Source organism: Bacillus sp. FSL K6-6540 (assembly GCF_038007545.1).
Genome location: NZ_JBBOXH010000002.1, coordinates 545,908 through 566,333, shown reverse-complemented (window position 1 = coordinate 566,333; position 20,426 = coordinate 545,908). Strand labels below are relative to the sequence as shown.

The 20,426-nt window shown below is 46.1% G+C and carries 21 protein-coding genes; 16 read left to right on the top strand and 5 right to left on the bottom strand.

Translation table 11 applies throughout. From position 1 onward, the window contains the following. Positions 1 to 24 precede the first annotated feature (24 nt). The gene (locus MHH82_RS35280; protein ID WP_032722719.1) at positions 25 to 1,026 is read left to right on the top strand and encodes an LLM class flavin-dependent oxidoreductase; all 1,002 of its coding nucleotides are present in this window, start codon (positions 25 to 27) and stop codon (positions 1,024 to 1,026) included. A 37-nt stretch (positions 1,027 to 1,063) separates the two neighbouring features. On the opposite strand, the gene vpr is transcribed toward MHH82_RS35280, so the two are convergent. Further along, a complete protein-coding gene (gene vpr / locus MHH82_RS35275) occupies positions 1,064 to 3,484 on the bottom strand; it encodes a serine protease Vpr (protein ID WP_072175357.1) in 2,421 nt (806 codons plus the stop codon). Positions 3,485 to 4,013: 529 nt separating this feature from the next. Between vpr and MHH82_RS35270 the strand changes: the two genes are divergently transcribed. Then, positions 4,014 to 4,316 (top strand): hypothetical protein, encoded by a 303-nt coding sequence (locus MHH82_RS35270; RefSeq protein ID WP_003222155.1) that lies wholly within the window; start codon positions 4,014 to 4,016, stop codon positions 4,314 to 4,316. A gap of 39 nt (positions 4,317 to 4,355) precedes the next feature. Beyond that, positions 4,356 to 5,186: a sac operon transcriptional antiterminator SacT gene (gene sacT, locus MHH82_RS35265; RefSeq protein WP_033883423.1), complete on the top strand. Its 831-nt coding sequence runs from the start codon at positions 4,356 to 4,358 to the stop codon at positions 5,184 to 5,186. A 38-nt stretch (positions 5,187 to 5,224) separates the two neighbouring features. On the opposite strand, the gene MHH82_RS35260 is transcribed toward sacT, so the two are convergent. Then, positions 5,225 to 5,995 (bottom strand): formate/nitrite transporter family protein, encoded by a 771-nt coding sequence (locus tag MHH82_RS35260; RefSeq protein WP_069964380.1) that lies wholly within the window; start codon positions 5,993 to 5,995, stop codon positions 5,225 to 5,227. A gap of 301 nt (positions 5,996 to 6,296) precedes the next feature. On the opposite strand from MHH82_RS35260, the gene scrA reads away from it, so the two are divergent. The 3 genes from scrA to MHH82_RS35245 all read left to right on the top strand — a co-directional run bounded on the left by scrA (position 6,297) and on the right by MHH82_RS35245 (position 9,460). After that, a complete protein-coding gene (gene scrA, locus MHH82_RS35255) occupies positions 6,297 to 7,682 on the top strand; it encodes a PTS system sucrose transporter subunit IIBC (RefSeq protein ID WP_072175358.1) in 1,386 nt (461 codons plus the stop codon). Next, positions 7,679 to 9,118: a sucrose-6-phosphate hydrolase gene (sacA, locus tag MHH82_RS35250; protein WP_072175359.1), complete on the top strand. Its 1,440-nt coding sequence runs from the start codon at positions 7,679 to 7,681 to the stop codon at positions 9,116 to 9,118. The genes scrA and sacA overlap by 4 nt, the downstream gene beginning before the upstream one ends. Positions 9,119 to 9,211: 93 nt before the next feature. Beyond that, positions 9,212 to 9,460, top strand: a complete 249-nt coding sequence (locus tag MHH82_RS35245) for a hypothetical protein (protein WP_003243437.1) — start codon at positions 9,212 to 9,214, stop codon at positions 9,458 to 9,460. Positions 9,461 to 9,549: 89 nt separating this feature from the next. On the opposite strand, the gene MHH82_RS35240 is transcribed toward MHH82_RS35245, so the two are convergent. Further along, the gene (locus MHH82_RS35240; protein WP_003242645.1) at positions 9,550 to 10,365 is read right to left on the bottom strand and encodes a bifunctional hydroxymethylpyrimidine kinase/phosphomethylpyrimidine kinase; all 816 of its coding nucleotides are present in this window, start codon (positions 10,363 to 10,365) and stop codon (positions 9,550 to 9,552) included. Between the two features lie 143 nt (positions 10,366 to 10,508). Here MHH82_RS35240 and MHH82_RS35235 point away from each other — a divergent pair, with 143 nt between their 5' ends. The 5 genes from MHH82_RS35235 to MHH82_RS35215 all read left to right on the top strand — a co-directional run bounded on the left by MHH82_RS35235 (position 10,509) and on the right by MHH82_RS35215 (position 13,643). Next, complete coding sequence (locus MHH82_RS35235; protein ID WP_003227432.1) at positions 10,509 to 10,847, top strand: PadR family transcriptional regulator; 339 nt, start codon at positions 10,509 to 10,511, stop codon at positions 10,845 to 10,847. Then, positions 10,840 to 11,475, top strand: coding sequence for a permease prefix domain 1-containing protein (locus MHH82_RS35230; protein ID WP_003227434.1), 636 nt, complete (start codon positions 10,840 to 10,842; stop codon positions 11,473 to 11,475). The genes MHH82_RS35235 and MHH82_RS35230 overlap by 8 nt, the downstream gene beginning before the upstream one ends. 47 nt (positions 11,476 to 11,522) lie before the next feature. Further along, on the top strand, positions 11,523 to 12,056 hold the full coding sequence (locus tag MHH82_RS35225; protein WP_009968358.1) for a hypothetical protein: 534 nt from the start codon (positions 11,523 to 11,525) through the stop codon (positions 12,054 to 12,056). Between the two features lie 89 nt (positions 12,057 to 12,145). Beyond that, a complete protein-coding gene (locus MHH82_RS35220) occupies positions 12,146 to 12,952 on the top strand; it encodes a glycosyltransferase family 2 protein (protein ID WP_015250953.1) in 807 nt (268 codons plus the stop codon). Positions 12,953 to 12,965: 13 nt separating this feature from the next. After that, positions 12,966 to 13,643, top strand: coding sequence for a uracil-DNA glycosylase (locus MHH82_RS35215; RefSeq protein WP_014478341.1), 678 nt, complete (start codon positions 12,966 to 12,968; stop codon positions 13,641 to 13,643). A 24-nt stretch (positions 13,644 to 13,667) separates the two neighbouring features. Here the strand turns inward: MHH82_RS35215 and MHH82_RS35210 are convergent, their stop codons facing one another. Continuing rightward, positions 13,668 to 15,038, bottom strand: a complete 1,371-nt coding sequence (locus MHH82_RS35210) for an aldehyde dehydrogenase (protein ID WP_072175360.1) — start codon at positions 15,036 to 15,038, stop codon at positions 13,668 to 13,670. Positions 15,039 to 15,205: 167 nt separating this feature from the next. On the opposite strand from MHH82_RS35210, the gene MHH82_RS35205 reads away from it, so the two are divergent. The 3 genes from MHH82_RS35205 (at position 15,206) to MHH82_RS35195 (ending at position 17,298) form a co-directional block, all read left to right on the top strand. Then, a complete protein-coding gene (locus MHH82_RS35205) occupies positions 15,206 to 15,523 on the top strand; it encodes a YwdI family protein (RefSeq protein ID WP_014481255.1) in 318 nt (105 codons plus the stop codon). A gap of 19 nt (positions 15,524 to 15,542) precedes the next feature. Beyond that, positions 15,543 to 16,865 (top strand): purine/pyrimidine permease, encoded by a 1,323-nt coding sequence (locus tag MHH82_RS35200; protein WP_015384975.1) that lies wholly within the window; start codon positions 15,543 to 15,545, stop codon positions 16,863 to 16,865. A 61-nt stretch (positions 16,866 to 16,926) separates the two neighbouring features. Continuing rightward, positions 16,927 to 17,298: a DUF423 domain-containing protein gene (locus MHH82_RS35195; protein WP_003227446.1), complete on the top strand. Its 372-nt coding sequence runs from the start codon at positions 16,927 to 16,929 to the stop codon at positions 17,296 to 17,298. A gap of 43 nt (positions 17,299 to 17,341) precedes the next feature. Here MHH82_RS35195 and gerQ read toward each other — a convergent pair whose 3' ends face one another. After that, a complete protein-coding gene (gene gerQ, locus MHH82_RS35190) occupies positions 17,342 to 17,896 on the bottom strand; it encodes a spore coat protein GerQ (protein WP_072175361.1) in 555 nt (184 codons plus the stop codon). 319 nt (positions 17,897 to 18,215) lie between these two features. Here gerQ and spsA point away from each other — a divergent pair, with 319 nt between their 5' ends. Both spsA and MHH82_RS35180 read left to right on the top strand, forming a co-directional pair. After that, positions 18,216 to 18,986, top strand: a complete 771-nt coding sequence (gene spsA / locus MHH82_RS35185; RefSeq protein WP_070548022.1) for a spore coat dTDP-glycosyltransferase SpsA — start codon at positions 18,216 to 18,218, stop codon at positions 18,984 to 18,986. A 4-nt stretch (positions 18,987 to 18,990) separates the two neighbouring features. Then, on the top strand, positions 18,991 to 20,415 hold the full coding sequence (locus MHH82_RS35180; RefSeq protein ID WP_072175362.1) for a CDP-glycerol glycerophosphotransferase family protein: 1,425 nt from the start codon (positions 18,991 to 18,993) through the stop codon (positions 20,413 to 20,415). The last annotated feature ends 11 nt before the right edge of the window (positions 20,416 to 20,426 follow it).

Below are 20,426 nucleotides of genomic sequence, written 5' to 3'. Positions count from 1 at the left end.
TACGATGAGGATGAGGTGGTAGGGATGGTTTCATTAAGTATATTAGATCAATCTCCAGTATCAGAGGGCAGCAATGCAGAAACGGCCTTACAGCAAACCGTTGCGCTTGCCCAAGCTGCTGAGGACCTTGGATATAAGAGATTCTGGGTTTCTGAGCATCACTTTTCAAAACGGCTGGCAGGGTCCAGTCCTGAGGTGCTAATCAGTCATATAGCGGCGAAAACAAAGCGAATCCGTGTTGGATCAGGAGGAGTCATGCTGCCGCATTACAGTGCTTATAAAGTAGCTGAAAACTTTCGTGTTCTGGAGGGGCTGACACCAGGAAGAATTGACCTGGGGCTTGGCAGAGCACCGGGGGGAATGCCGATTGCATCATGGGCGCTGAATGACGGCGGTAAGCGCAATGCTGATCAGTATCCACAGCAAATTAAGGAGCTGACCATGTATTTGCATGATTTGGCGGATGACAAACACCGTTTTCCGAATCTGACCGCTGCGCCGCATATTTCAACGGCTCCGGATGTGTGGCTGCTCGGCTCATCTGGAGAAAGCGCGCTGCTCGCAGCTGAATCTGGCGCTGGCTATATGTTTGCCCATTTTATCAATGGAGAGGGCGGAGAGGGTACTGTCAGACAGTATAAGAGGCGATTCAAACCGTCTGTGTTAGGAGATACGCCTCGAGCGGCAGTTGCTGTTTTTGTTCTTTGTGCTGACACGGAGGAGAAGGCAGAGGAGCTTGGGGCTGTGCTTGATTTTACACTTTTGGCGGGAGAGCAGGGTATTCCTTTAGAGGGAGTTCCTTCGTATGAAGCTGTTCGGAAAAATACGTATTCTCCTTATGAACAGAGACGAATTGCTGATAATCGAAATCGAATGATTGTTGGTACGAAAGAACAGGTTAAGGAGCGGCTGCTAGCTTTGAGTAAAGCGTATGAAACAGAGGAAATCATGGTGGTGACCATCACGCATCATTTTGAAGATAAGCTCCGATCGTATCGCTTATTGCAGGAGGCGTTTGCTGACTGATCTTTAAAAAGCCCTGCCGAATCGGCAGGGCTTTTTCTTATTCAACAGTGAAAGGTTCTTCGGTCAAAACCTGGCTTGACTTGCCTTTGTTCGCGGCATATGCGAGCAAGTAATACTCTCCGGCCGGAAGTTTGGTTCCGCCATTAATCGTGCCGTCCCAGTCAAAGTACTGGTAACCTTTATCTTGGTTTTTATAAATGCCGGCTTGGCCTGCGAAATCAAGGTTGCTGTCATAGACGAGGAACGCCAGCTCTTCCGCTCCCGCAGGAAGGTAGGTTTCAATTTGATAGGTACCTTGTACAGACCCTTCGCTGACAGAGACAGATGTGACTCTCGGATAATCGGGCTCTTTCACAATCAGCAATGTAGGTACCTTAGCGACCGTTTTTCCGCCTTCTCTGACGATAACCGTTCCTTCATAGGTGCCAGCTTTTGTTTTCTTCGTATTGACCTTTACTTTTGCAGTGGCTTTCCCGGTTTGATGTGCCGGAATCACAACACGGCTTGTGCCGGATGTGGAAATGCCGCTGCCATTAAATGAGTATTCAAGTGTGTATGACTTTCTAATGGAAGATTGATTTTCAATCGTAAACGTTTCATTTTTTGTTTCGTTTCCGTTTTCCTTCAAGAACGTGCCGTATGAATAGCTTCCAGGTGAGACGAGCGAATCGGCTTTGATTGCGTTCATGATTCTTGCGCTGCCTGCGCCTTGAGCGTTATGCGGATATACTTCCCCATCGCTATCCTTTAAAGTGACAGCGGTATTCATGATGGCGGCTTTAATCTGTTCAACGCTCCACTTTGGTTTGGCTTGTTTAATAACGGCAACCGCTCCGGCAATATGGGGCGATGCCATGCTTGTTCCTTGTTTTGATCCGTAGCCGTATGGATGGCCAGGATCGTGTGTTGGGATCGTGCTCACGATATTGACCCCTGGCGCGGAAATATCAGGCTTAATCATCCACGTATCCATAACAGGGCCGCGTGATGAGAAATCAGCGACTTGTTCACCGAGCGCTTTTGAGACCGTCAACTTGAATGTTGTTTTTGTCTCACCAGCTTTCAGAGCGCTGACGAGTTTTTCGCCGTCTTCTAATGAAAGCTTAATCGTTGGGACAGACATGCCTGGCACATTGGCTTCAATTTCTCCAGAGAGATTGTTATACACAACCATGCCGATGGCACCGGCTTTTTTAGCGTTATCCGCTTTATCCACAAATGCAATGCTGCCTCGTTTGACAACGGCGACTTTGCCTGTCAGGTCTTTCCCTTCAAAATCCTTTTCTTCGCCGATTCCCGCTTCGACAAGCTCAACTTCTTTGTTATTGAGCGCTTTGACGTCGTCCTCTTTGTTATAGCCCATCACTTTTGCTGAAGAATAGGAGCCGAAAGTGACGGCGTATTCATTGAGCGGCAGCTGAGTCGCACCGACAGAAATCGCTTCTCTGGATGTGCCCGGCGATCCGACTGTCCAGCCGTTCGGTCCGCTGTTGCCGTTTGAGGTAACAGCGACAACGCCTTCTGACATGGCCCAGTCAAGCGCTGTGCTTGTCGCCCAGTCCGGGTTGTTTAAAGAGTTTCCGAGAGACAGGTTCATCACATCTGCCCCGTCCTGCACTGCACGTTCCACGCCCGCGATGACGTTTTCCGTTGTGCCGCTTCCGCCAGGCCCTAACACACGATAAGCAAGAAGTGTGGCATCAGGCGCTACGCCTTTAATTGTTCCGTTTGCAGCCACAGTTCCGGCTACGTGTGTGCCATGGTCAGTTGCCTCGCCCCTCGGATCGCCGGTTGGTGTTTCTTTTGGATCGTAATCATTGTCCACAAAATCGTATCCTTTATATTGTCCAAAGTTTTTCTTCAGATCTGGGTGATTGTATTCAACCCCAGTGTCAATAATCGCCACCTTGATGCCTTTTCCTGTGTAGCCTAAATCCCATGCATCGTTTGCTCCGATATAAGGCGCACTGTCATCCATTTGCGGAGATACGGCGTCTTCGGAGATTGTGACGTCTTTATCCTTTATATTGTCTGTTTTATATGTGACGTTCGGGTACACTGCCTTAACGTCTTTTACCGCGAGAAGTTTTGGAATCTCATTAGCTGGAAGCTTCATAGAGAAGCCTGAGAATACCTGCTCATATTCCCGGTTTACTTTTCCGTTTTTCACCGCTTTGATTGCTTTATTTTTTGCTTTGGTGCGAGCGGTTTTCAGCTTGCTTTTCGATTGGCTTTCTCCCGCTTCCTTCGCTTCTGCCAAGGATTTTTCTTTTAATTCCACTATAACGGTTGTTTTTTTGCTTGTCGTCATATCGATATCACCGAATACCTCGGCTTTTTCCAGATCAGCCGACGTTTTTGAAGAAGCCGGAGCTGCCTGGACGCCCGTAATACCTGTGGATAACGAAAAAAATAAGACGAAACTTACAAGCAGAAAGCGAATGATCCCCTTTTTCAATGTGTTTCCCCCTTTGTATTTAGAAAAAATGTGAAAGATCTAGTATATATTTCTTGAAAATTCAAAAAAATCCTTGTGTCATTTGGACCATTTATTGGATTTTGTTTGTGTATAACGAAGGAGTTATACACAGAACCCTGTGTATAAGTGAATAAACCTGTGTATATATATAGTTAGGAATATACGTTCGTATACAAAATATAGATAGAGTTTGTGGACATGTGGATATCTCTTGTGATTAAGTTGTTCTTATCTTTGGGATAACTTGTGTATAAAGTTTTCAAAGCGGTTCTCCAATTTTCATTTCAATTCTTTCAGCTTTCAACAAAACTTCTAAAAACTAGTTGGTTTTTTCACTCATATTGTGACAAAGAATTCTCTTTCCACGGTCTATCATAGAGTCATGAGTTTTGCTAGAGCCGCTAGTTTGCGAGAAAAGAAATCGGCCGTCTTTTCTTGCGGGCTGCGGCTGAGAAAACGGGCTGCTAAAAAGGCTGCCTGCCAAAAAGAAGCGGAGGGATGTTTTTCTATGAAACGTTTGCTTGTATCTTTACGGGTGTGGATGGTCTTTTTGATGAACTGGGTGACGCCGGACAGAAAAACTGCGGCTGCCGCGGTCTATTCGGCTCAGCGTACATACCAAAGAAAGGCGGCTGTGCAGGCCGCAGGACTCGTTTCGTTTTATGAGTGGCGGATGGCTGTGAATGAGGAAGAAAAGCAGAAAGCGAAAGCCGCCGCGCTTTATAAAAGAAGATGTTTGCAAGCCTTCAAGGAATCGCCAAAGCAGGAGAGAGCGGGCCCGCATCTTTACATGGCGGTCAAAAGGAGGTAAAATCCCAGTCAAAAGCAAATTGGCGGGAGAGATAACCTCTTGAAAATCTATAAAGTATTAAACAACAATGCGGCTTTAATAAAAGAGGATGATCAGGAAAAAATCGTGATGGGGCCGGGAATCGCTTTTCAAAAAAAGAAAAATGATCTCATCCCTATGAATAAAGTGGAAAAAATCTTTGTCGTGCGCGACGAGAATGAAAAGTTCAAACAAATCCTGCAAACACTGCCGGAGGAGCATATAGAAATAGCTGAGGATATCATCAGCTATGCGGAAGGAGAGCTCGCGGCGCCGCTGAGCGATCACATTCATATCGCGCTTTCCGACCATTTGTCCTTTGCGATCGAAAGGATTCAAAATGGGCTGCTTGTGCAGAATAAATTGCTGCATGAGATAAAGGCGCTCTATAAAAAAGAATATGAGATCGGCCTGTGGGCGATCGGACATGTAAAAGAGACATTGGGCGTGTCTCTGCCTGAAGATGAAGCGGGTTATATTGCCCTTCACATCCATACGGCGAAGATGGATGCGGAGAGCATGTATTCAGCGCTGAAGCATACGACCATGATCAAAGAAATGATAGAGAAAATAGAACAATACTTTAATCGAAAGGTGGATGAAAACAGCATTTCCTATCAACGCCTTGTCACGCATTTGCGATACGCGGTCAGCCGGTTGGAATCAAATGAAGCGCTCCATCGTATGGACGAGGAGATGCTTTATTTCATCCAAAAAAAGTATTCATTCGCCTATCAATGTGCGCTGGAGCTGGCGGAGTTTTTGAAAAATGAATATCAATTACATTTGCCGGAAACCGAGGCCGGCTATATCACGCTGCATGTCCAGCGTCTTCAAGATCTCTCGGAATAACCGATTTGACTTGCAGGGAGTGATCTCTGGAAGTTTTTTTATTGATCAGGATTCAGTGTGTAGTACATCCAGCCCATCATGACTATTCCCGCGGTCAGATTGCCGAGCGTAACGGGAATTAAGTTTCTGACTGCTCCCATCAGTGTCACTGTATCAGGGTGCTCGATCAAAAGCGAGATGGCGAATGTGCACATATTGGCAATGCTGTGTTCAAAGCCGGAAATAAAGAAGCAGAAAACGAATAGCATCATGGTAAAAAGCTTTGCTCCTTCCCCTTTGAGAGACATTGGAATGAAAAAGGCGAGGCACACAAGCCAATTGCACAGCATTCCTCTGAAAAACAATTCGGAAGCCGGCGGCTCCATTTTGTGCTCTGCCAAATGAATCAAAAAAGAATGAACAGAAGGCTCCTCAAAAAGTCCCGTCGCGCTGATCAGGATGGCAAACAGAATGGCGCCGATTAAATTGCCGGCATAGCTTGACATCCACAAGTACAGGGTGTCGCGCCAGCTGAGTTTTTTCCGGAGCGCGGTATAGGTGAAATAAAAGGTGTTGCCGGTAAATAAATCTCCGCCTCCGTAAGCAATCAGCAGAATAGCGGCCCCGAAAGTGACAGCGGCTGCCGGAAAGGCAAACGGAGAATCAGCCATAAAGAAATAGCTGCCTGTTTTGCTTGCGGCTGTAATGCCAAAACCAATAAACATACTGGCCAAAATGGACCGAAGCACATAACGGATTTTGCTTGAAGCGAATATGTTTTGTTTTTTCAAAGCATACTGTTCAACCTTTTGCAATGCTTGAGTTTCCATTGTCTTTTCCTGCTTTCTTTCATGATTGAGCATAGTATAGCACGATATTGTGAAGTATTTCACAATTAATTTTTACGAATTTTTGTCTACATGTTTTATCAAACTATTTAACTAAAAAAATAGTTGACGAAAACGCTGTCATGATTTATGATGAAAGCGTATTCTTAATCTGAATAAGCGGGATTGTGACTGGTAAAGCAGGCAAGACCTAAAATTTGCGTAAATGAAAAAGGATCGCTGTGTCCTTTATTCGTTGGCGAATTTTAGGTCTTTTTTGTTTAAATAAAAGGGGGAGAAATAGATGGATTACAAAGAGACTGCAAAACGCCTCATTGAGCTTCTCGGAGGGAAAGAAAATATTATCAGCGCGGCTCATTGTGCAACAAGACTGCGTTTAGTGATGAAAGATGAATCAAAGATAGATCAAGCACAAGTAGAAGAGCTTGATGGCGTCAAAGGGGCTTTCAGCAGCTCTGGCCAGTACCAGATCATTTTCGGAACAGGCCTTGTGAATAAAGTATTCGATGCCTTTTCTAAAGAAGCTGATATCGAGCGCGAAGAACACGTAAATCATCAGGATGCGGCAAAAGAAAAGCTGAATCCCGCTGCGAGATTTGCGAAAACGCTTTCTAATATTTTTGTTCCAATCATCCCGGCTATTGTAGCCAGCGGCCTATTAATGGGATTGCTGGGTATGATCAATGCGTTTCATTGGATGAGCAAGGATTCTGCGCTTTTGCAGCTGCTTGATATGTTTTCAAGTGCAGCATTCATTTTCTTGCCGATTCTAATCGGGGTCAGCGCTTCAAAAGAGTTTGGCAGCAATCCATACTTGGGAGCGGTCATCGGGGGAATCATGATTCATCCGTCTCTTTTAAATCCATGGGGATTGGCGGAAGCCACACCTGATTATATGCATCTTTTCGGATTTGATATCGCGCTTCTAGGCTATCAGGGAACTGTCATCCCTGTTCTGCTGGCGGTTTATGTAATGAGCAAGGTAGAGAAATGGACAAGAAAAGTGGTTCCGCATGCGGTAGACTTGCTTGTTACACCTTTTGTTACTGTAATTGTCACCGGGTTTGTTGCTTTTATCGCGATTGGCCCTCTGGGAAGAGCCCTTGGCTCCGGGATTACGGTTGCTTTAACTTATGTGTATGACCATGCCGGTTTTGTGGCAGGTTTGATTTTCGGGGGCACGTATTCACTCATCGTGCTGACAGGTGTTCATCACAGCTTCCATGCGATTGAGGCGGGGTTAATTGCAGATATAGGCAAAAACTACTTGCTGCCGATCTGGTCAATGGCGAATGTCGCACAGGGCGGGGCAGGCCTTGCCGTCTTCTTTATGGCGAAAAAGGCAAAGACAAAAGAAATCGCGCTTCCGGCAGCATTTTCCGCTTTTCTCGGCATTACTGAGCCCGTCATATTCGGAGTCAATCTTCGCTACCGAAAACCGTTTATCGCCGCGATGATCGGAGGCGCATTGGGTGGGGCATATGTCGTCTTTACACATGTAGCTGCAAACGCTTACGGGTTAACGGGAATTCCGATGATCGCCATTGCGGCTCCGTTTGGCGTCAGCAACTTGATTCACTATCTGATTGGCATGGCGATTGCAGCAGTGTCAGCGTTCATTGCAGCATTTGTCATGAAGATTAATGAGGATGAGGAGAGGAAAAAATGACAGCACATGACCAGGAGCTTCGTCGCCGGGCTTATGAAGAAGTGGAGAAAAAAGAGCCCATCGCTAACAGCGATCCGCACCGCCAGCATTTTCATATCATGCCGCCGGTTGGGCTGCTGAATGACCCGAATGGCGTGATTTATTGGAAGGGCAGCTATCATGTATTCTTTCAGTGGCAGCCGTTTCAGACGGGGCACGGCGCAAAATTTTGGGGGCATTATACGACACAGGATGTTGTGAATTGGAAGCGGGAAGAGATTGCGCTGGCTCCGAGTGATTGGTTTGATAAAAACGGCTGCTACTCGGGCAGCGCTGTCGCGAAAGACGATCGGCTCTATCTGTTTTACACAGGAAATGTCAGGGATCAGGATGGAAATCGGGAAACGTATCAATGCCTTGCTGTTTCTGACGACGGGCTGTCCTTTGAGAAAAAGGGTGTTGTCGCCCGCCTTCCGGAAGGATATACGGCGCATTTTCGCGATCCGAAGGTATGGGAGCATGAAGGCACATGGTATATGGTGATTGGTGCGCAAACAGAGAATTTGAAAGGGCAGGCTGTATTGTTTGCTTCTGATAACCTGAGTGAGTGGAGATTTCTTGGCCCGATAACCGGCGCGGGCTTCAACGGGCTGGACGATTTTGGATACATGTGGGAATGCCCTGATTTGTTTTCCCTTCAAGGATCGGACGTGCTGATTGTTTCGCCTCAAGGGCTTGAGGCTGACGGTTTCCTTTATCAGAACGTATATCAGTCAGGTTATTTTGTCGGGCGTCTCGATTATAACAAGCCTGAACTGAAGCATGGTGATTTTAGGGAACTTGATCAAGGTTTTGATTTTTACGCGCCGCAAACACTTGAAGATGATCAGGGCAGACGAATTTTGTTTGCATGGATGGCTGTGCCTGACCAGGATGAAGGATCTCATCCGACGATTGACTATCACTGGATTCACTGCATGACGCTGCCGAGACAGCTGACGCTTTCAGGACAGAAGCTGATTCAGCAGCCGCTGCCTGAGCTAAAAGCCATGCGCAGAAATGAGAAAAAAATACACATCAACATGCATGGATCATCTGGTGCGCTTCCAGTGGAAAAACCTGAAAGAACTGAGATTCTACTGGAAGACATTCATACGGAGTCTGGCTTTTCAATCAGTATCCGCGGAACGGCTACGTTTTCCTTCCATAAAGACGAGGGGATTGTTACGCTGGAACGAAAGAGCTTTGACGGAAAAAGAACAGAAGCGAGACATTGCCGCATCAAGGATTTGCATACCGTACACATGTTTCTCGACGCGTCATCTGTGGAAATCTTTATCAATAACGGAGAAGAGGTCTTTAGTGCAAGATATTTTCCTTTCCCGGGAAATCATGAAGTAACAGCCAGTGCGACCGGGAAATCTGAAATGAATGTCGGAATTTGGACACTTATGTAGAAAATCCTTCTATTTTCTTATGTGAAATCTGAGCCATCTGTGCTATTCTTCAACGATAACCTACTATTTTTTTCTGTAAAAGGAGTTGTTTTCTTGAATATACATGAACAGAAGATAACACCGGAATGTTTGGAAAAGGCTGCTAACCAAGTTGAAGATAAGCGAGAAGAATATAAGGATGTGCTGCTTCAGCTGAAAAAAATGCTTGGCGGAACAACGCCGCACAGTGAAACGGCGGAAATTCTCACGCGGGCATATGAACAAATGAAGGAATATGCACTTTTTGTTCAGTCGATAGAAACATTTTTGAGGAAATCTGCAAACAATTTAAAAATCAAATAAACAGGCTGCCGATGGGATCGGCAGTTTTTTCTGTGAAAAGTCTTCGGTGATTTAAAAAGGGCTGCCTCTCTGTAAGGCAGCCCCTTTTTTTATGATTGTTGATTCAGGCGCAGTGCAGAATGCTTCGTAGGACCAACATACTGGTTTAGCGGGAAGGATTCTTTAATGGCCGCTGTGATGAATTCTTTCGCTGCGTAAATGGCTTCTTTGACTTCCGCACCTTTGGCAAGCTCCGCTGTCACGGCTGCTGAGAATGTACAGCCTGCGCCATGTGTATAAGGCGTATCGATCATTTCGCTTTCAAGGACTTCCGCTGTTTCTCCGTCATAGAGAACATCAACGGCTTTCTCGTGTTTGAGTTTGCCTCCGCCTGTAATGACGACATATTGAGCGCCGAGTGCGTGAATTTTTTTCGCGGCTTCGATCATATCGTCAACTGTTTTTAGTTCATCCATGCCGCTGAGCTGGCTGGCTTCAAACAAGTTTGGCGTAATGACAGTGGCTAGCGGAGCCAATTGCTCACGCAGGGCTTGGGCGTGCTCCGGATAAAGGACTTCATTAGCACCTTTGCAAACCATAACCGGGTCAATTACCACATTTTTTAATTGTTTTTCTTTGATCGTTTTTGCCGCAAGCTCGATAATGTCAACGGTTGGCAGCATTCCTGTTTTCATGGCGTCCACGCCGATGCCGTCCGTAATTGTTGCAAGCTGGGCGCGGATTGTATCAGTATCGATCGGGAATACCTGATGGTTCCAGCTGTTGTTTGGGTCCATCGCAACGATCACCGTTAAGGCGGTCATCCCGTATACGTTTTTTTCTTGAAATGTTTTTAAATCAGCTTGAATCCCAGCACCGCCGCTGGAATCTGAGCCGGCAATGGTGAGTGCTTTATGCATAGACATGTCTTGAACCTCCATCGTGTTTTGTCTTTCATTATAGTTAGATTTTCTCTGTATCACAATATAGAAGATCTATAGGAATCATTTGACAATCTCAAGGTGCTTTCGTAAAATGCTACATAAGAAAACTAGGTAGGGGTTTTGAGATGTTAAATCGTGAGCTGGTTAAGGGAAGCACGGTTATATTGGTATTGACGCTTCTGAACGAGCGGCCGATGTACGGCTATGAGCTTGTAAAAGAAATGGGAAGCCGCAGCGGAAACGAACTGCAGATGAAAGAAGGGACCTTGTATCCTTCTCTTCACAAGCTTGAACGCCAAGGATATATTTCTTCCTACTGGGAGAAGCAGGAGAAAGGACCGGACCGCAAATATTACCGGATTACAGACGAAGGCAAAGAAGTGCTGGCGGAACGCACGAAGGAATGGAGCGTATTTTCAGCCATGATGGACCGAATACTGAAGTGGAGCGGACAAAATGGATAAAGAAACATATGTATCCGAAATCAAAAGCGGGCTTAAAGGGCTTCCTGAGGGTGAGGCGATGATAGAAGAGATTGAGAGTCATATTGAACATCATCTGTTTCGTTCTTTTCAGGAAGGAAAGAGTGAGGAGGAAGCTATGCAGACTTTATTGCAGGCGTTTGGAACACCAACTGACATTGTTTCTTCGTTTAAGAAAATACAGCCAGTAACGTTCCGTGCGTTTTTGATGTTCCATCTTTTCTGTAACAGTGCCCTATTCGCTGTCGGCATTGCGATTACAATAATGCATGTATGGCTTGAATCACCGTTTGTTCAAGCAGTATGGAAAGGCATTTCTGTTTCTGTTTGGCTGATCTTAGCTGCATATATGATCTACTGGGTGCTGATTGGGTATCAAGGCGTGAAGGAGTTTGGAAAACGTGGAGAAAAGCTTGTTCTACATACGATTCTGATCTCAATGGTGCCAAACGTCATTTTTATGCTTGTTTTTCTATTCAATGTAATTCCTGCTGCGCTGTTTCAATCCTTGTTGACACCTTGGTTTGTTGGAACTTGTGCTTTTGCAACGCTGTTATTTCCGTTATTTGGCCGAATGGGCTGTTATATTGGCAGGCGTCAGCTTGTCTGATTTTTTAGGTATATACATAGAATTTCTATGTAAAGGAGGTGTATGTCGTGAGGATTAGCTCTTGTTTATATGGTTTTGTAGCTCATGGGGCAGTATTTTTGTTTACTGGTGGCTGCATGCTCTTGGCTATGGCAGCCAGCTTGCCTTTTGTTTTTCTGCTTGATCGGCTGCCTGATGTCGTCTTTACAGCAGGTGCCATTCTTACGCTGCTATGTTCATATGCTTATGTCTGGTTTTGGGCGGTCCGATTTGCATATAACCAGAAAATGCGCCTGTTTGAGGTTCAATTGGGGTCCTTTGTGTTGCTAGCCCTCATGATATCTTTGTTTTTATTGGATGGATCTAGTATGAAAGACATCATGATGAATTGGGACGATGCAGGCTGTGCTTTTGTGCCGCCGGCTTTTACATTTTTGTGTCTTTCTTATGCACTGGTGCTGCTGCCGGTCTATCAATCTAAGCTGTGGCGTCTTATCCTTCCGAATGGCGTCCGCATGAAAGATATCTTTCATGTCTTTGGAGATCTGATGCTGATCATGGTGCTTCTGATCGGAGCCACTTTGCTGTTTCTATCATTGTAGTATGCCGTTTCAGTAGGATATTCCCACTGATCTCCCGTCCAATATATGTTTTAATAGTACATGACTATGAAAATGAGAAGGAGAGCATCATGAAGATTTCTATCGTAATTGTGACCTATAATCGGATTCCGGCTCTGTGTGAGCTTTTGGAGTCGATTTCCCGCCAGACCTTGAAGCCGTATGAAATTATTATTGTGAATGATGCCGGGGAATCGGTCGTGCCGGTCAAAGCACTGTATCCGGAGCTGCCGATTGCTGTCATCAATTTAGAAAAGAACTCGGGGCATGTGGCTGCGAGAAATGCCGGTGTAAAAGAGGCGTCTGGCGATTGCATTATGCTGTGTGATGACGATGATTTCTTTACGCCAGGGCATATCGAGAAAATGGCAAAGGAAATAGAAACGGCAGACTTCGTTCATTCTGATGCGGAAATAGTTTCGTTTGAAGAGAAAAACGGAACAAGATATCCAGTGTCACGGAAATTGTTTGCTTATACCGCTGACTATGAGGATATGAGAGTGTTTTCTACATACGTGCCGTCGGGCAGCATGTACAGACGTTTTCTGCATGATGAAATCGGGTATTTCGATGCTGATGTGCACAATTACTGGGATTGGGATTTTTATCTGCGCGCAGCCAAGGATTACCGGGTGAAGCGTGTCCCTTGCGCCAGTGTGATTTATGCCTTCAGTGACGCGGGAGACAATCAGTCTGCGGACCTTGGCGCCAAGCGGAAGCAATATTTGGATCGTTTAAGTGAAAAGCACGGACTCGGGGAGCTGCCGACGAAAAACTTTGCCGTCCTGCTTGAAGAGCCTGAGATGAAGAGGCGGGAAGCGAAAAGTGAAATGGTTTGGGATGGCGAGCCTGTCTATTCCAGACTTCATCGTTCGTAAGGGGGCCTGAATCTTGAAACAGCTTTTACAAGACAGCTGGTGGAATCAGCTAAAGGAAGAGTTTGAGAAACCGTATTATCAAGAGCTCAGAGAAATGCTGAAGCGGGAATACGCGGAGCAAACGATTTATCCGGACAGCCGGGATATTTTCAATGCGCTGCATTATACATCATATGATGATGTCAAGGTCGTCATTCTGGGACAAGATCCGTATCACGGGCCGGGACAGGCTCAAGGTTTAAGCTTCTCTGTCAAGCCCGGTGTAAAGCAGCCGCCTTCGTTAAAAAATATTTTTCTTGAACTGCAGCAGGACATCGGGTGCAGCATCCCGAATCACGGGTCGCTTGTGAGCTGGGCAAAGCAAGGTGTTCTTTTGCTGAATACTGTGCTGACAGTAAGGCGCGGACAGGCGAATTCCCATAAGGGAAAAGGCTGGGAGCGACTGACGGACCGAATTATTGACGTGCTGAATGAAAGGGAGCGGCCGGTTATCTTTATTTTATGGGGACGGCATGCCCAAATGAAAAAAGAACGGATCGACACGTCCAAGCATTTTATCATTGAATCGACGCATCCCAGCCCGTTTTCGGCGAGAAACGGATTTTTCGGGAGCAGACCGTTTTCCCGGGCGAATGCCTATTTGGAGAAAATGGGAGAGGCGCCGATTGATTGGTGTATTAAGGATTTGTAAAAAGCGCAGGTGATCTGCGCTTTTTTATTTGAGTATTTTTCGAATCATTCGCAGCCCGTTTTTGGAGGAAGGATAACGAAATGCGAAGTCGAAGCGGTTCGTTTGTTTGACGACGCTTTTTTTGTGCGTGAATGTGTTAAAACTGTCAAACCCGTGATAGCTGCCGATGCCGCTTTCCCCGACGCCGCCGAATGGCAAATACGGCGTCGCCACATGCATTAACGTATCATTGACACAGCCCCCGCCAAACGACAGATTTCCTAAAACAGCGCGCTCAATTTCTTGGTTTGTGGTGAAGAGATACAGGGCGAGCGGCTTAGGGCGCGATTGGATTTTTTCAATGACTTCCCCGATATTGCGGTATATAAAGAGCGGAAGAATCGGCCCGAAAATCTCCTCCTGCATCACTGGAGAGTCATCCCTCACTTGTTCGAGAATGGTCGGCGCAATTTTGTGATGATTGGGATCAGATTGTCCGCCTGTGAGCGGGATGCCGTCATTCAGAAAGCTGAGCAGCCGCTGATAGTGCCGTTCACTGACGATTTTGCCGTACTGCGGATTCCGTTCCGGCTTAGGACCGTAAAATTCTCTGATCGCACGCTTCATTTCTTCTGTGAGCTTCGTTTTGATGTCCTCGTGGACAAATAAATAATCCGGTGCGATGCAGGTTTGTCCCGCATTTGTAAATTTCCCGAAGACGATGCGTTTGGCGGCAAGCTGAATGTCAGCATCTTTATGGACGATGCAGGGACTTTTGCCGCCGAGCTCCAAGGTTACGGGAATTAATTGTTTGGCGGCGGCCTCCATGACGATTTTTCCCACGGCTACGCTGCCTGTAAAGAAAATGTAGTCAAAGGGCTGCTGTAATAATGCTGTGCTGACGTCGGGCCCGCCTTCTGCCATAGCGACATAATCGGTCGGAAAAACGCTGCTGATGAGTTTCGAAAGTGCAGCGGAAACAGCCGGCGTATATTCTGATGGCTTGAGAACGACCGTGTTCCCCGCCGCAATGGCTCCAATCAACGGAGAAAGCGCCAGCTGCAAGGGATAGTTCCAAGGCGCAATCACCAAAACGGTTCCATACGGCTCAGGGATGATGATGCTTTTGGAGCCTAGATGAGTCAACGGCGTTTTGACTCGTTTCGGCTTGGACCATTTTCTCAGCCGTTTCATGACAAAGCTGATTTCCTCCAAGACGATTCCGATTTCTGTTGAGTATGCTTCTTGCTCGGATTTGTGGAGATCCTGGTAGAGAGCGGCTATGAGATCGGCTTCATGAGTTCTGACGGCTTGTTTCAGCTTTCGCAAAATGTTCAGTCTCGATTCAAGCGGTCTCGTATGTCCCGCCGCAAAATAGGCTTTATGCTTGCTGATGATAGAGGGGATGCTGTTCATTCCGTTTCTCCTTTTTGTAAGGTATGGTGATTTATTATGTGAAAAATCTCTTCTGCTTGTCAATCGCGCAAGGTTTGTCAGAAAAAATAACAAACTCATATCTGCGTTTACAGCAGGAATTTGATAAAATGCAGGAAGACAACATTTATTTTTTTGGAGGGTGCTTCATGAACATTCATATATCTGCATTAATTCAAAAGATGGAAGAGGAGCTGAAAAAAGCAAAAACAGCTGAACGGGATGAGGAGCTGAAGCGTTATGTAGCGGTTGTCCGTTCTCTGTGTGATGTCGTGCTTGATCAGCCGGAGAACGTGAGCGCGCCCCGCATACAGCCGAGCGTTACGCCAAGTCCTGCCGCGCCGCCATCGACAGACCAGCTGATGATGGAAAAAATGATGGGCAGCGCGGGATTAAACAAATTTCGAAAGCAAGAAAAAGAGAAGCAGGAAGAGGATGGAAACGGAGAGTCTTTATTTGATTTTTAAAGAGAGAGGTTGAGCTTACGTGAAATTGGTTCTTGGCGCGCTGCAATGGACAGCGTTTATCATTGCTGCGGCGATAGTTGTTCCGGTGGCGGTTGCCCAGTCGTTTCATCTGGATCACTCAGATTCTGCAAGATTGATTCAAAGCACTTTTTTTGTACTGGGAATTGCCGCCGTCATTCAGTGTTTGAAAGGCCACAGACTGCCGATTAATGAAAGCCCAGCCGGCTTGTGGTGGGGAGTGTATACGATCTACGCAGGGCTGACGGGAACTGTGTTTGCGACATATGGAGACACACTGCGGGGTTTGCAGGGAGCTCTTCTTGTAAGCGCTGTATGTTTCTTTTTGTTAAGTGTTTTCAAGGTCATTGACAGACTTGCAAAATTGTTTACTCCGGTTGTAACGGGCGTCTATTTATTGCTTCTTGTCATGCAGCTGAGTCAGCCCATTATAAAAGGAATTCTCGGAATCGGTTATCGACAGGACGGGGTGGACGGTCTTGTATTTGGCCTGGCGCTTGTTGTGATCGCAGCCGCCTTTATAATGACAAATTCGAACATCATGTTTTTTAAGCAATATTCTATTTTATTAGCCTTGTTCGGCGGATGGGTGCTGTTTGCGGCTGCCGGAGCGGCAAAGCCGATTGAAATGCCGGACCGGCTGTTTCAGCTGCCTTCCCTGTTTCCTTTTGGGACACCATTATTTAACAGCGGCCTGATCATCACTTCTATTTTTATTACCATCTTGCTGATCGTGAATATGCTGGCGAGCATGAAGGTCGTGGACATCGCCGTGAAAAAATTCAGCAAACAGCCTGATGGAAAGCATCATGAACGCCATGCCGGTTTTGCCGCTTCATTCAGCCATCTGCTTAGCGGTTTGACGGGAGCCATTGCGCCTGTTCCGATTTCGGGAGCCGCAGGTTTTATTGAAACGACCAAAATGCCTTCTAAAAAACCGTTTATGCTCGGCAGTATTCTGGTTATCGTGATCAGCGTGATCCCGTTTTTTATGAATACGTTTGCGAGCCTGCCGTCACCCGTTGGATTTGCGGTGAATTTTGTTGTGTTCTCCGCAATGGGCGGTCTGGCCTTTGCCGAATTTGATTCATATGAGAAAGAAGAATCAAAAAGGGTGAGGTCTATCATCGGCATCTCGCTGCTGACAGGGGTCGGTATCATGTTTGTTCCTGAAACTGCGTTAAAGGGATTGCATCCGGTATTTATTTCTCTATTAAGCAACGGGCTCGTATTAGGTACGCTTGCTGCAATAGCGGCTGACCAGTTCCAGCTTTGGCGCAGGAGAAAATCCGACAATCTCGTGTCAACGGAGAACAAACATTGAATTTTGGTGCAGGTGCGATAAGATAAATGATATGAGTTTAACGAAAAGGCGGGAGAGATAGATGAAAGTTTTTATCATATTAGGGGCCATTAACGCCCTGCTTGCCGTGGGACTCGGAGCATTCGGCGCTCACGGATTAGAAGGGAAAATACCTGATAAATATCTTCAGGTTTGGCACACAGGCGTGCAGTATCATATGTATCACGCCCTTGGGTTATTCGTTGTCGCGTTTCTGGCTGATAAATTATCCGGCATAGGCAGTGTCACGACAGCCGGCTGGCTGATGTTTGCGGGAATTGTGCTGTTTTCCGGAAGCTTATATATTCTAAGTGTGACGCAAATCTCTATTCTTGGAGCGATCACCCCGCTCGGCGGTGTGGCGTTTATTATTTCTTGGATTATGATCGTTGTCGCAGCCGTCAAATATCTATAAACAAAAAAGCCAATCCTCATCATATGAGTGATTGGCTTTTTTCTTATCTTGGCGAATAGGACGCCATGGAATATGGATACGTATAAGCAATTTCTTCATCAAATGTAATGTAATCGAGGTAGATTGTCAGGAGCAGGTAGCGTGTTCCTGATTTCGGGTCGCTGATAATAATGTGATCCCGGCCCGCAGCTTCGATGACGCCGCGAAAAATCTTCGAGCCCCATTCCTTGCTGTTTTCAAATGTCATATAAATGGTGGCCGTTTTTCCCCGATTCAGGCGCAAAATATTCTCGATGTAAGATTCCTCAACAGGCAGCATGCCGGGAACGCTTTGGCCCGGTCCTGACGGTGTAGGCCCCGATGGAATTTGAAAACCGCCGCCCTGCTGCTGGCCCGGGAATCCAAATCCCTGCTGTCCCTGCTGTCCTTGTTGTCCTTGCTGTCCCTGCTGCATTGGCATCATTGGCTGCATCCCCATTGGCTGCATTTGTGAGCCTTGGCCTTGCTGCGGGTACGGGTTGGCACCAAACTGAGGCTGATACCCCTGCATATTATCAAATGCCTGCATTTGCTGATATTGATTTTTTTTCGGTTTCATATCGTTCCTCCTTTTTATGAAAACCATTCAAAACATGTTCTGGATGTATAGGTGAACGCTCCGCGATGACTCACCTCCGATGGAAAACGATCTTAGTCGCTGGTGCGATTTTTATCTCTTTCACCTTATGAGGCTGATGCTTGGATTATGCTGAAAAAGAACAGCGGACCGATCAGATTTCGCTCTGGGCATCCGCTGTTTTTCAGAGACATACACAAACTTTTCGCATATTGGTTTGTATCCCTAGCGCAACTTGAGCATAAGCAACATAAGATAACGATAGTTTCAGGTGTGAAGTTCCAAGAAGGAGGTGTAGGATTTGCCGAAAGTATCAGTCATTATGACGAGCTATAACAAAAGCGATTATGTGGCAAAGTCCATTTCTAGCATACTCTCACAAACGTTTTCAGATTTTGAATTGTTTATTATGGATGACAACTCCAATGAAGAGACGCTGAATGTAATCCGTCCTTTTTTGAATGATAACCGAGTGCGTTTTTATCAAAGCGATGTATCTGGAGTGATGGAAAGAACAGAAAAAACGAGGTACGCGGCACTGATCAATCAGGCGATTGAGATGGCGGAGGGTGAATATATCACCTATGCGACGGATGACAACATCTATATGCCGGACCGCCTCCTGAAAATGGTGCGGGAGCTCGATACCCATCCTGAAAAAGCTGTGATTTACTCAGCCTCCAAAACCTATCATTTAAACGAGAATCGCGACATTGTAAAAGAAACTGTCAGGCCTGCCGCTCAAGTGACATGGAACGCGCCGTGTGCAATTGATCATTGCTCGGTGATGCACAGGTATTCGGTGCTTGAGAAGGTAAAGGAGAAGTTTGGCTCCTATTGGGATGAAAGCCCGGCGTTTTACCGTATTGGAGATGCCCGGTTCTTTTGGAGAGTCAATCATTTTTATCCGTTTTACCCACTGGATGAGGAGCTGGACCTGAATTATATTACCGACCAATCGATTCACTTTCAGCTGTTTGAATCAGAAAAAAATGAATTTGTCAGGAACCTTCCTCCGCAGCGAAATTGCCGAGAGCTGCGTGAATCATTAAAAAAGCTTGGAATGGGGTGAGAGCTTGTCGGCCTATTTAAGCAATTATTGGGTGCTGTACCGGAAGTACGTGGAGCTTTTTGACAAACTTCGCTACAAAGGGATTCCGCTTGGGCTTATCAGTAATTTTTATCAATACATCAGCCCTGAGCTGAGGGTGATGATGGAAGAAGAACCGGAATTATTCGGATCGGTGGATCAGCATATCGATGAGGGACAGATTCAGCCGTTTTTTGAAGAAAGAATCCGAAAAATCGTTAATACAAATGTCAAACCTGTTAAAGGGAAAGTCATTTTGCACTTTGATTACCTGCGTTTTTCAAACGAAAATTACTATCAATTTGATCCTGAAAAAACGGCTGTTTTGGCCAGATGGAGTTTGCCGCATTATTGTGATCTGCCTGTAATTAGCAAGCGGGAGATTGCGGATTCATGCCAAAAAGGCGATTCGAAGCAGTATCTCGAAACAGCCTGTTCGCTTCTCGCCCCTTATGATGATCACCCGGCATTTGGTGATCAAGCGTTTCGCGACCGGCTTTTCAAAGATATTCCTTTATTTATAGAGGCCATTGATACAGTTGATGCGCTGTTTGAACAGGAAAAGATTTCAGCTGTTATTGTCGGAACGGCAGAAGACATTTACAGCAGGGTGCTCGCTCTCATGTGTCAAAGAAAAGGGGCCGTCAGCATTTGTCTTCAGCATGGCGCATTGATGGGAGATGAAGCCTTCATTCCTGTTTTTACAACCTATCAAGCTGTTTTTGGTGCGTATGAAGCAGAGTGGTTCATACGAAAAGGCTGTAAACCCGAGCAGATTCTCGTAACGGGACATCCCCGCTTCGATCAGATTTTTAACAGAACGCCTATGGATATGTCCATATTCTATCGAAAACTTGCTTTTCAGCCGACTAAAAAAATTGTGCTCATTGCCACTCAGCCCTTTTCAGAAGACTTTTATTCCGGTGTGCTGCAGGGGCTTTCTGATCAGAAGCAGCTGCAGATTATTATCAAACCTCACCCGTGGGAAATCGGAAAAAACAAGCTTGATCTGTATCACGAGGCGGCGAAAAAACATAAAGCATGCAGAGTCATCAAAAAGGAGCTGGAGCTTTATGATTTGCTGCCGTATGCTGATGCCGCAGTGACGCAAACCTCGACAGTCGGTCTTGAAGCCATGCTGTTTCAAAAGCCTGTGCTGATCGGAAAATCGTCCGGAAATCGCTCGTATCCGTATTATGAGTCTCTTGGCGATTTTATGTTTGACCAGCCGGATGAACTAGCGCACACCTTGGTTGAAGTTCTTCGAAGGCCCGACGTGCATCAAAAAGCAGAAGAGGCGCGCCTGGCATTCATAGCGGCTAATTATCCGGTGGCAGAATCAACAAATGCTTTATTTGCGGAACTGAAAGCCAAAACAGGGGTTGATTACAGGCGGGAAGATACTGAATAAAATGATAGGAG

What these genes read in the sequence shown, in the direction of transcription:
- MHH82_RS35280 (WP_032722719.1), top strand. Translation starts at nt 25, where the DNA reads ATGGTTTCATTAAGTATATTAGATCAATCTCCAGTATCAGAGGGCAGC.
- MHH82_RS35270 (WP_003222155.1), top strand. Translation starts at nt 4,014, where the DNA reads ATGAAACGTTTGCTTGTATCTTTACGGGTGTGGATGGTCTTTTTGATG.
- MHH82_RS35260 (WP_069964380.1), bottom strand. Translation starts at nt 5,995, where the DNA reads ATGGAAACTCAAGCATTGCAAAAGGTTGAACAGTATGCTTTGAAAAAA.
- scrA (WP_072175358.1), top strand. Translation starts at nt 6,297, where the DNA reads ATGGATTACAAAGAGACTGCAAAACGCCTCATTGAGCTTCTCGGAGGG.
- sacA (WP_072175359.1), top strand. Translation starts at nt 7,679, where the DNA reads ATGACAGCACATGACCAGGAGCTTCGTCGCCGGGCTTATGAAGAAGTG.
- MHH82_RS35240 (WP_003242645.1), bottom strand. Translation starts at nt 10,365, where the DNA reads ATGTCTATGCATAAAGCACTCACCATTGCCGGCTCAGATTCCAGCGGC.
- MHH82_RS35235 (WP_003227432.1), top strand. Translation starts at nt 10,509, where the DNA reads ATGTTAAATCGTGAGCTGGTTAAGGGAAGCACGGTTATATTGGTATTG.
- MHH82_RS35230 (WP_003227434.1), top strand. Translation starts at nt 10,840, where the DNA reads ATGGATAAAGAAACATATGTATCCGAAATCAAAAGCGGGCTTAAAGGG.
- MHH82_RS35220 (WP_015250953.1), top strand. Translation starts at nt 12,146, where the DNA reads ATGAAGATTTCTATCGTAATTGTGACCTATAATCGGATTCCGGCTCTG.
- MHH82_RS35210 (WP_072175360.1), bottom strand. Translation starts at nt 15,038, where the DNA reads ATGAACAGCATCCCCTCTATCATCAGCAAGCATAAAGCCTATTTTGCG.
- MHH82_RS35205 (WP_014481255.1), top strand. Translation starts at nt 15,206, where the DNA reads ATGAACATTCATATATCTGCATTAATTCAAAAGATGGAAGAGGAGCTG.
- MHH82_RS35195 (WP_003227446.1), top strand. Translation starts at nt 16,927, where the DNA reads ATGAAAGTTTTTATCATATTAGGGGCCATTAACGCCCTGCTTGCCGTG.
- gerQ (WP_072175361.1), bottom strand. Translation starts at nt 17,896, where the DNA reads ATGAAACCGAAAAAAAATCAATATCAGCAAATGCAGGCATTTGATAAT.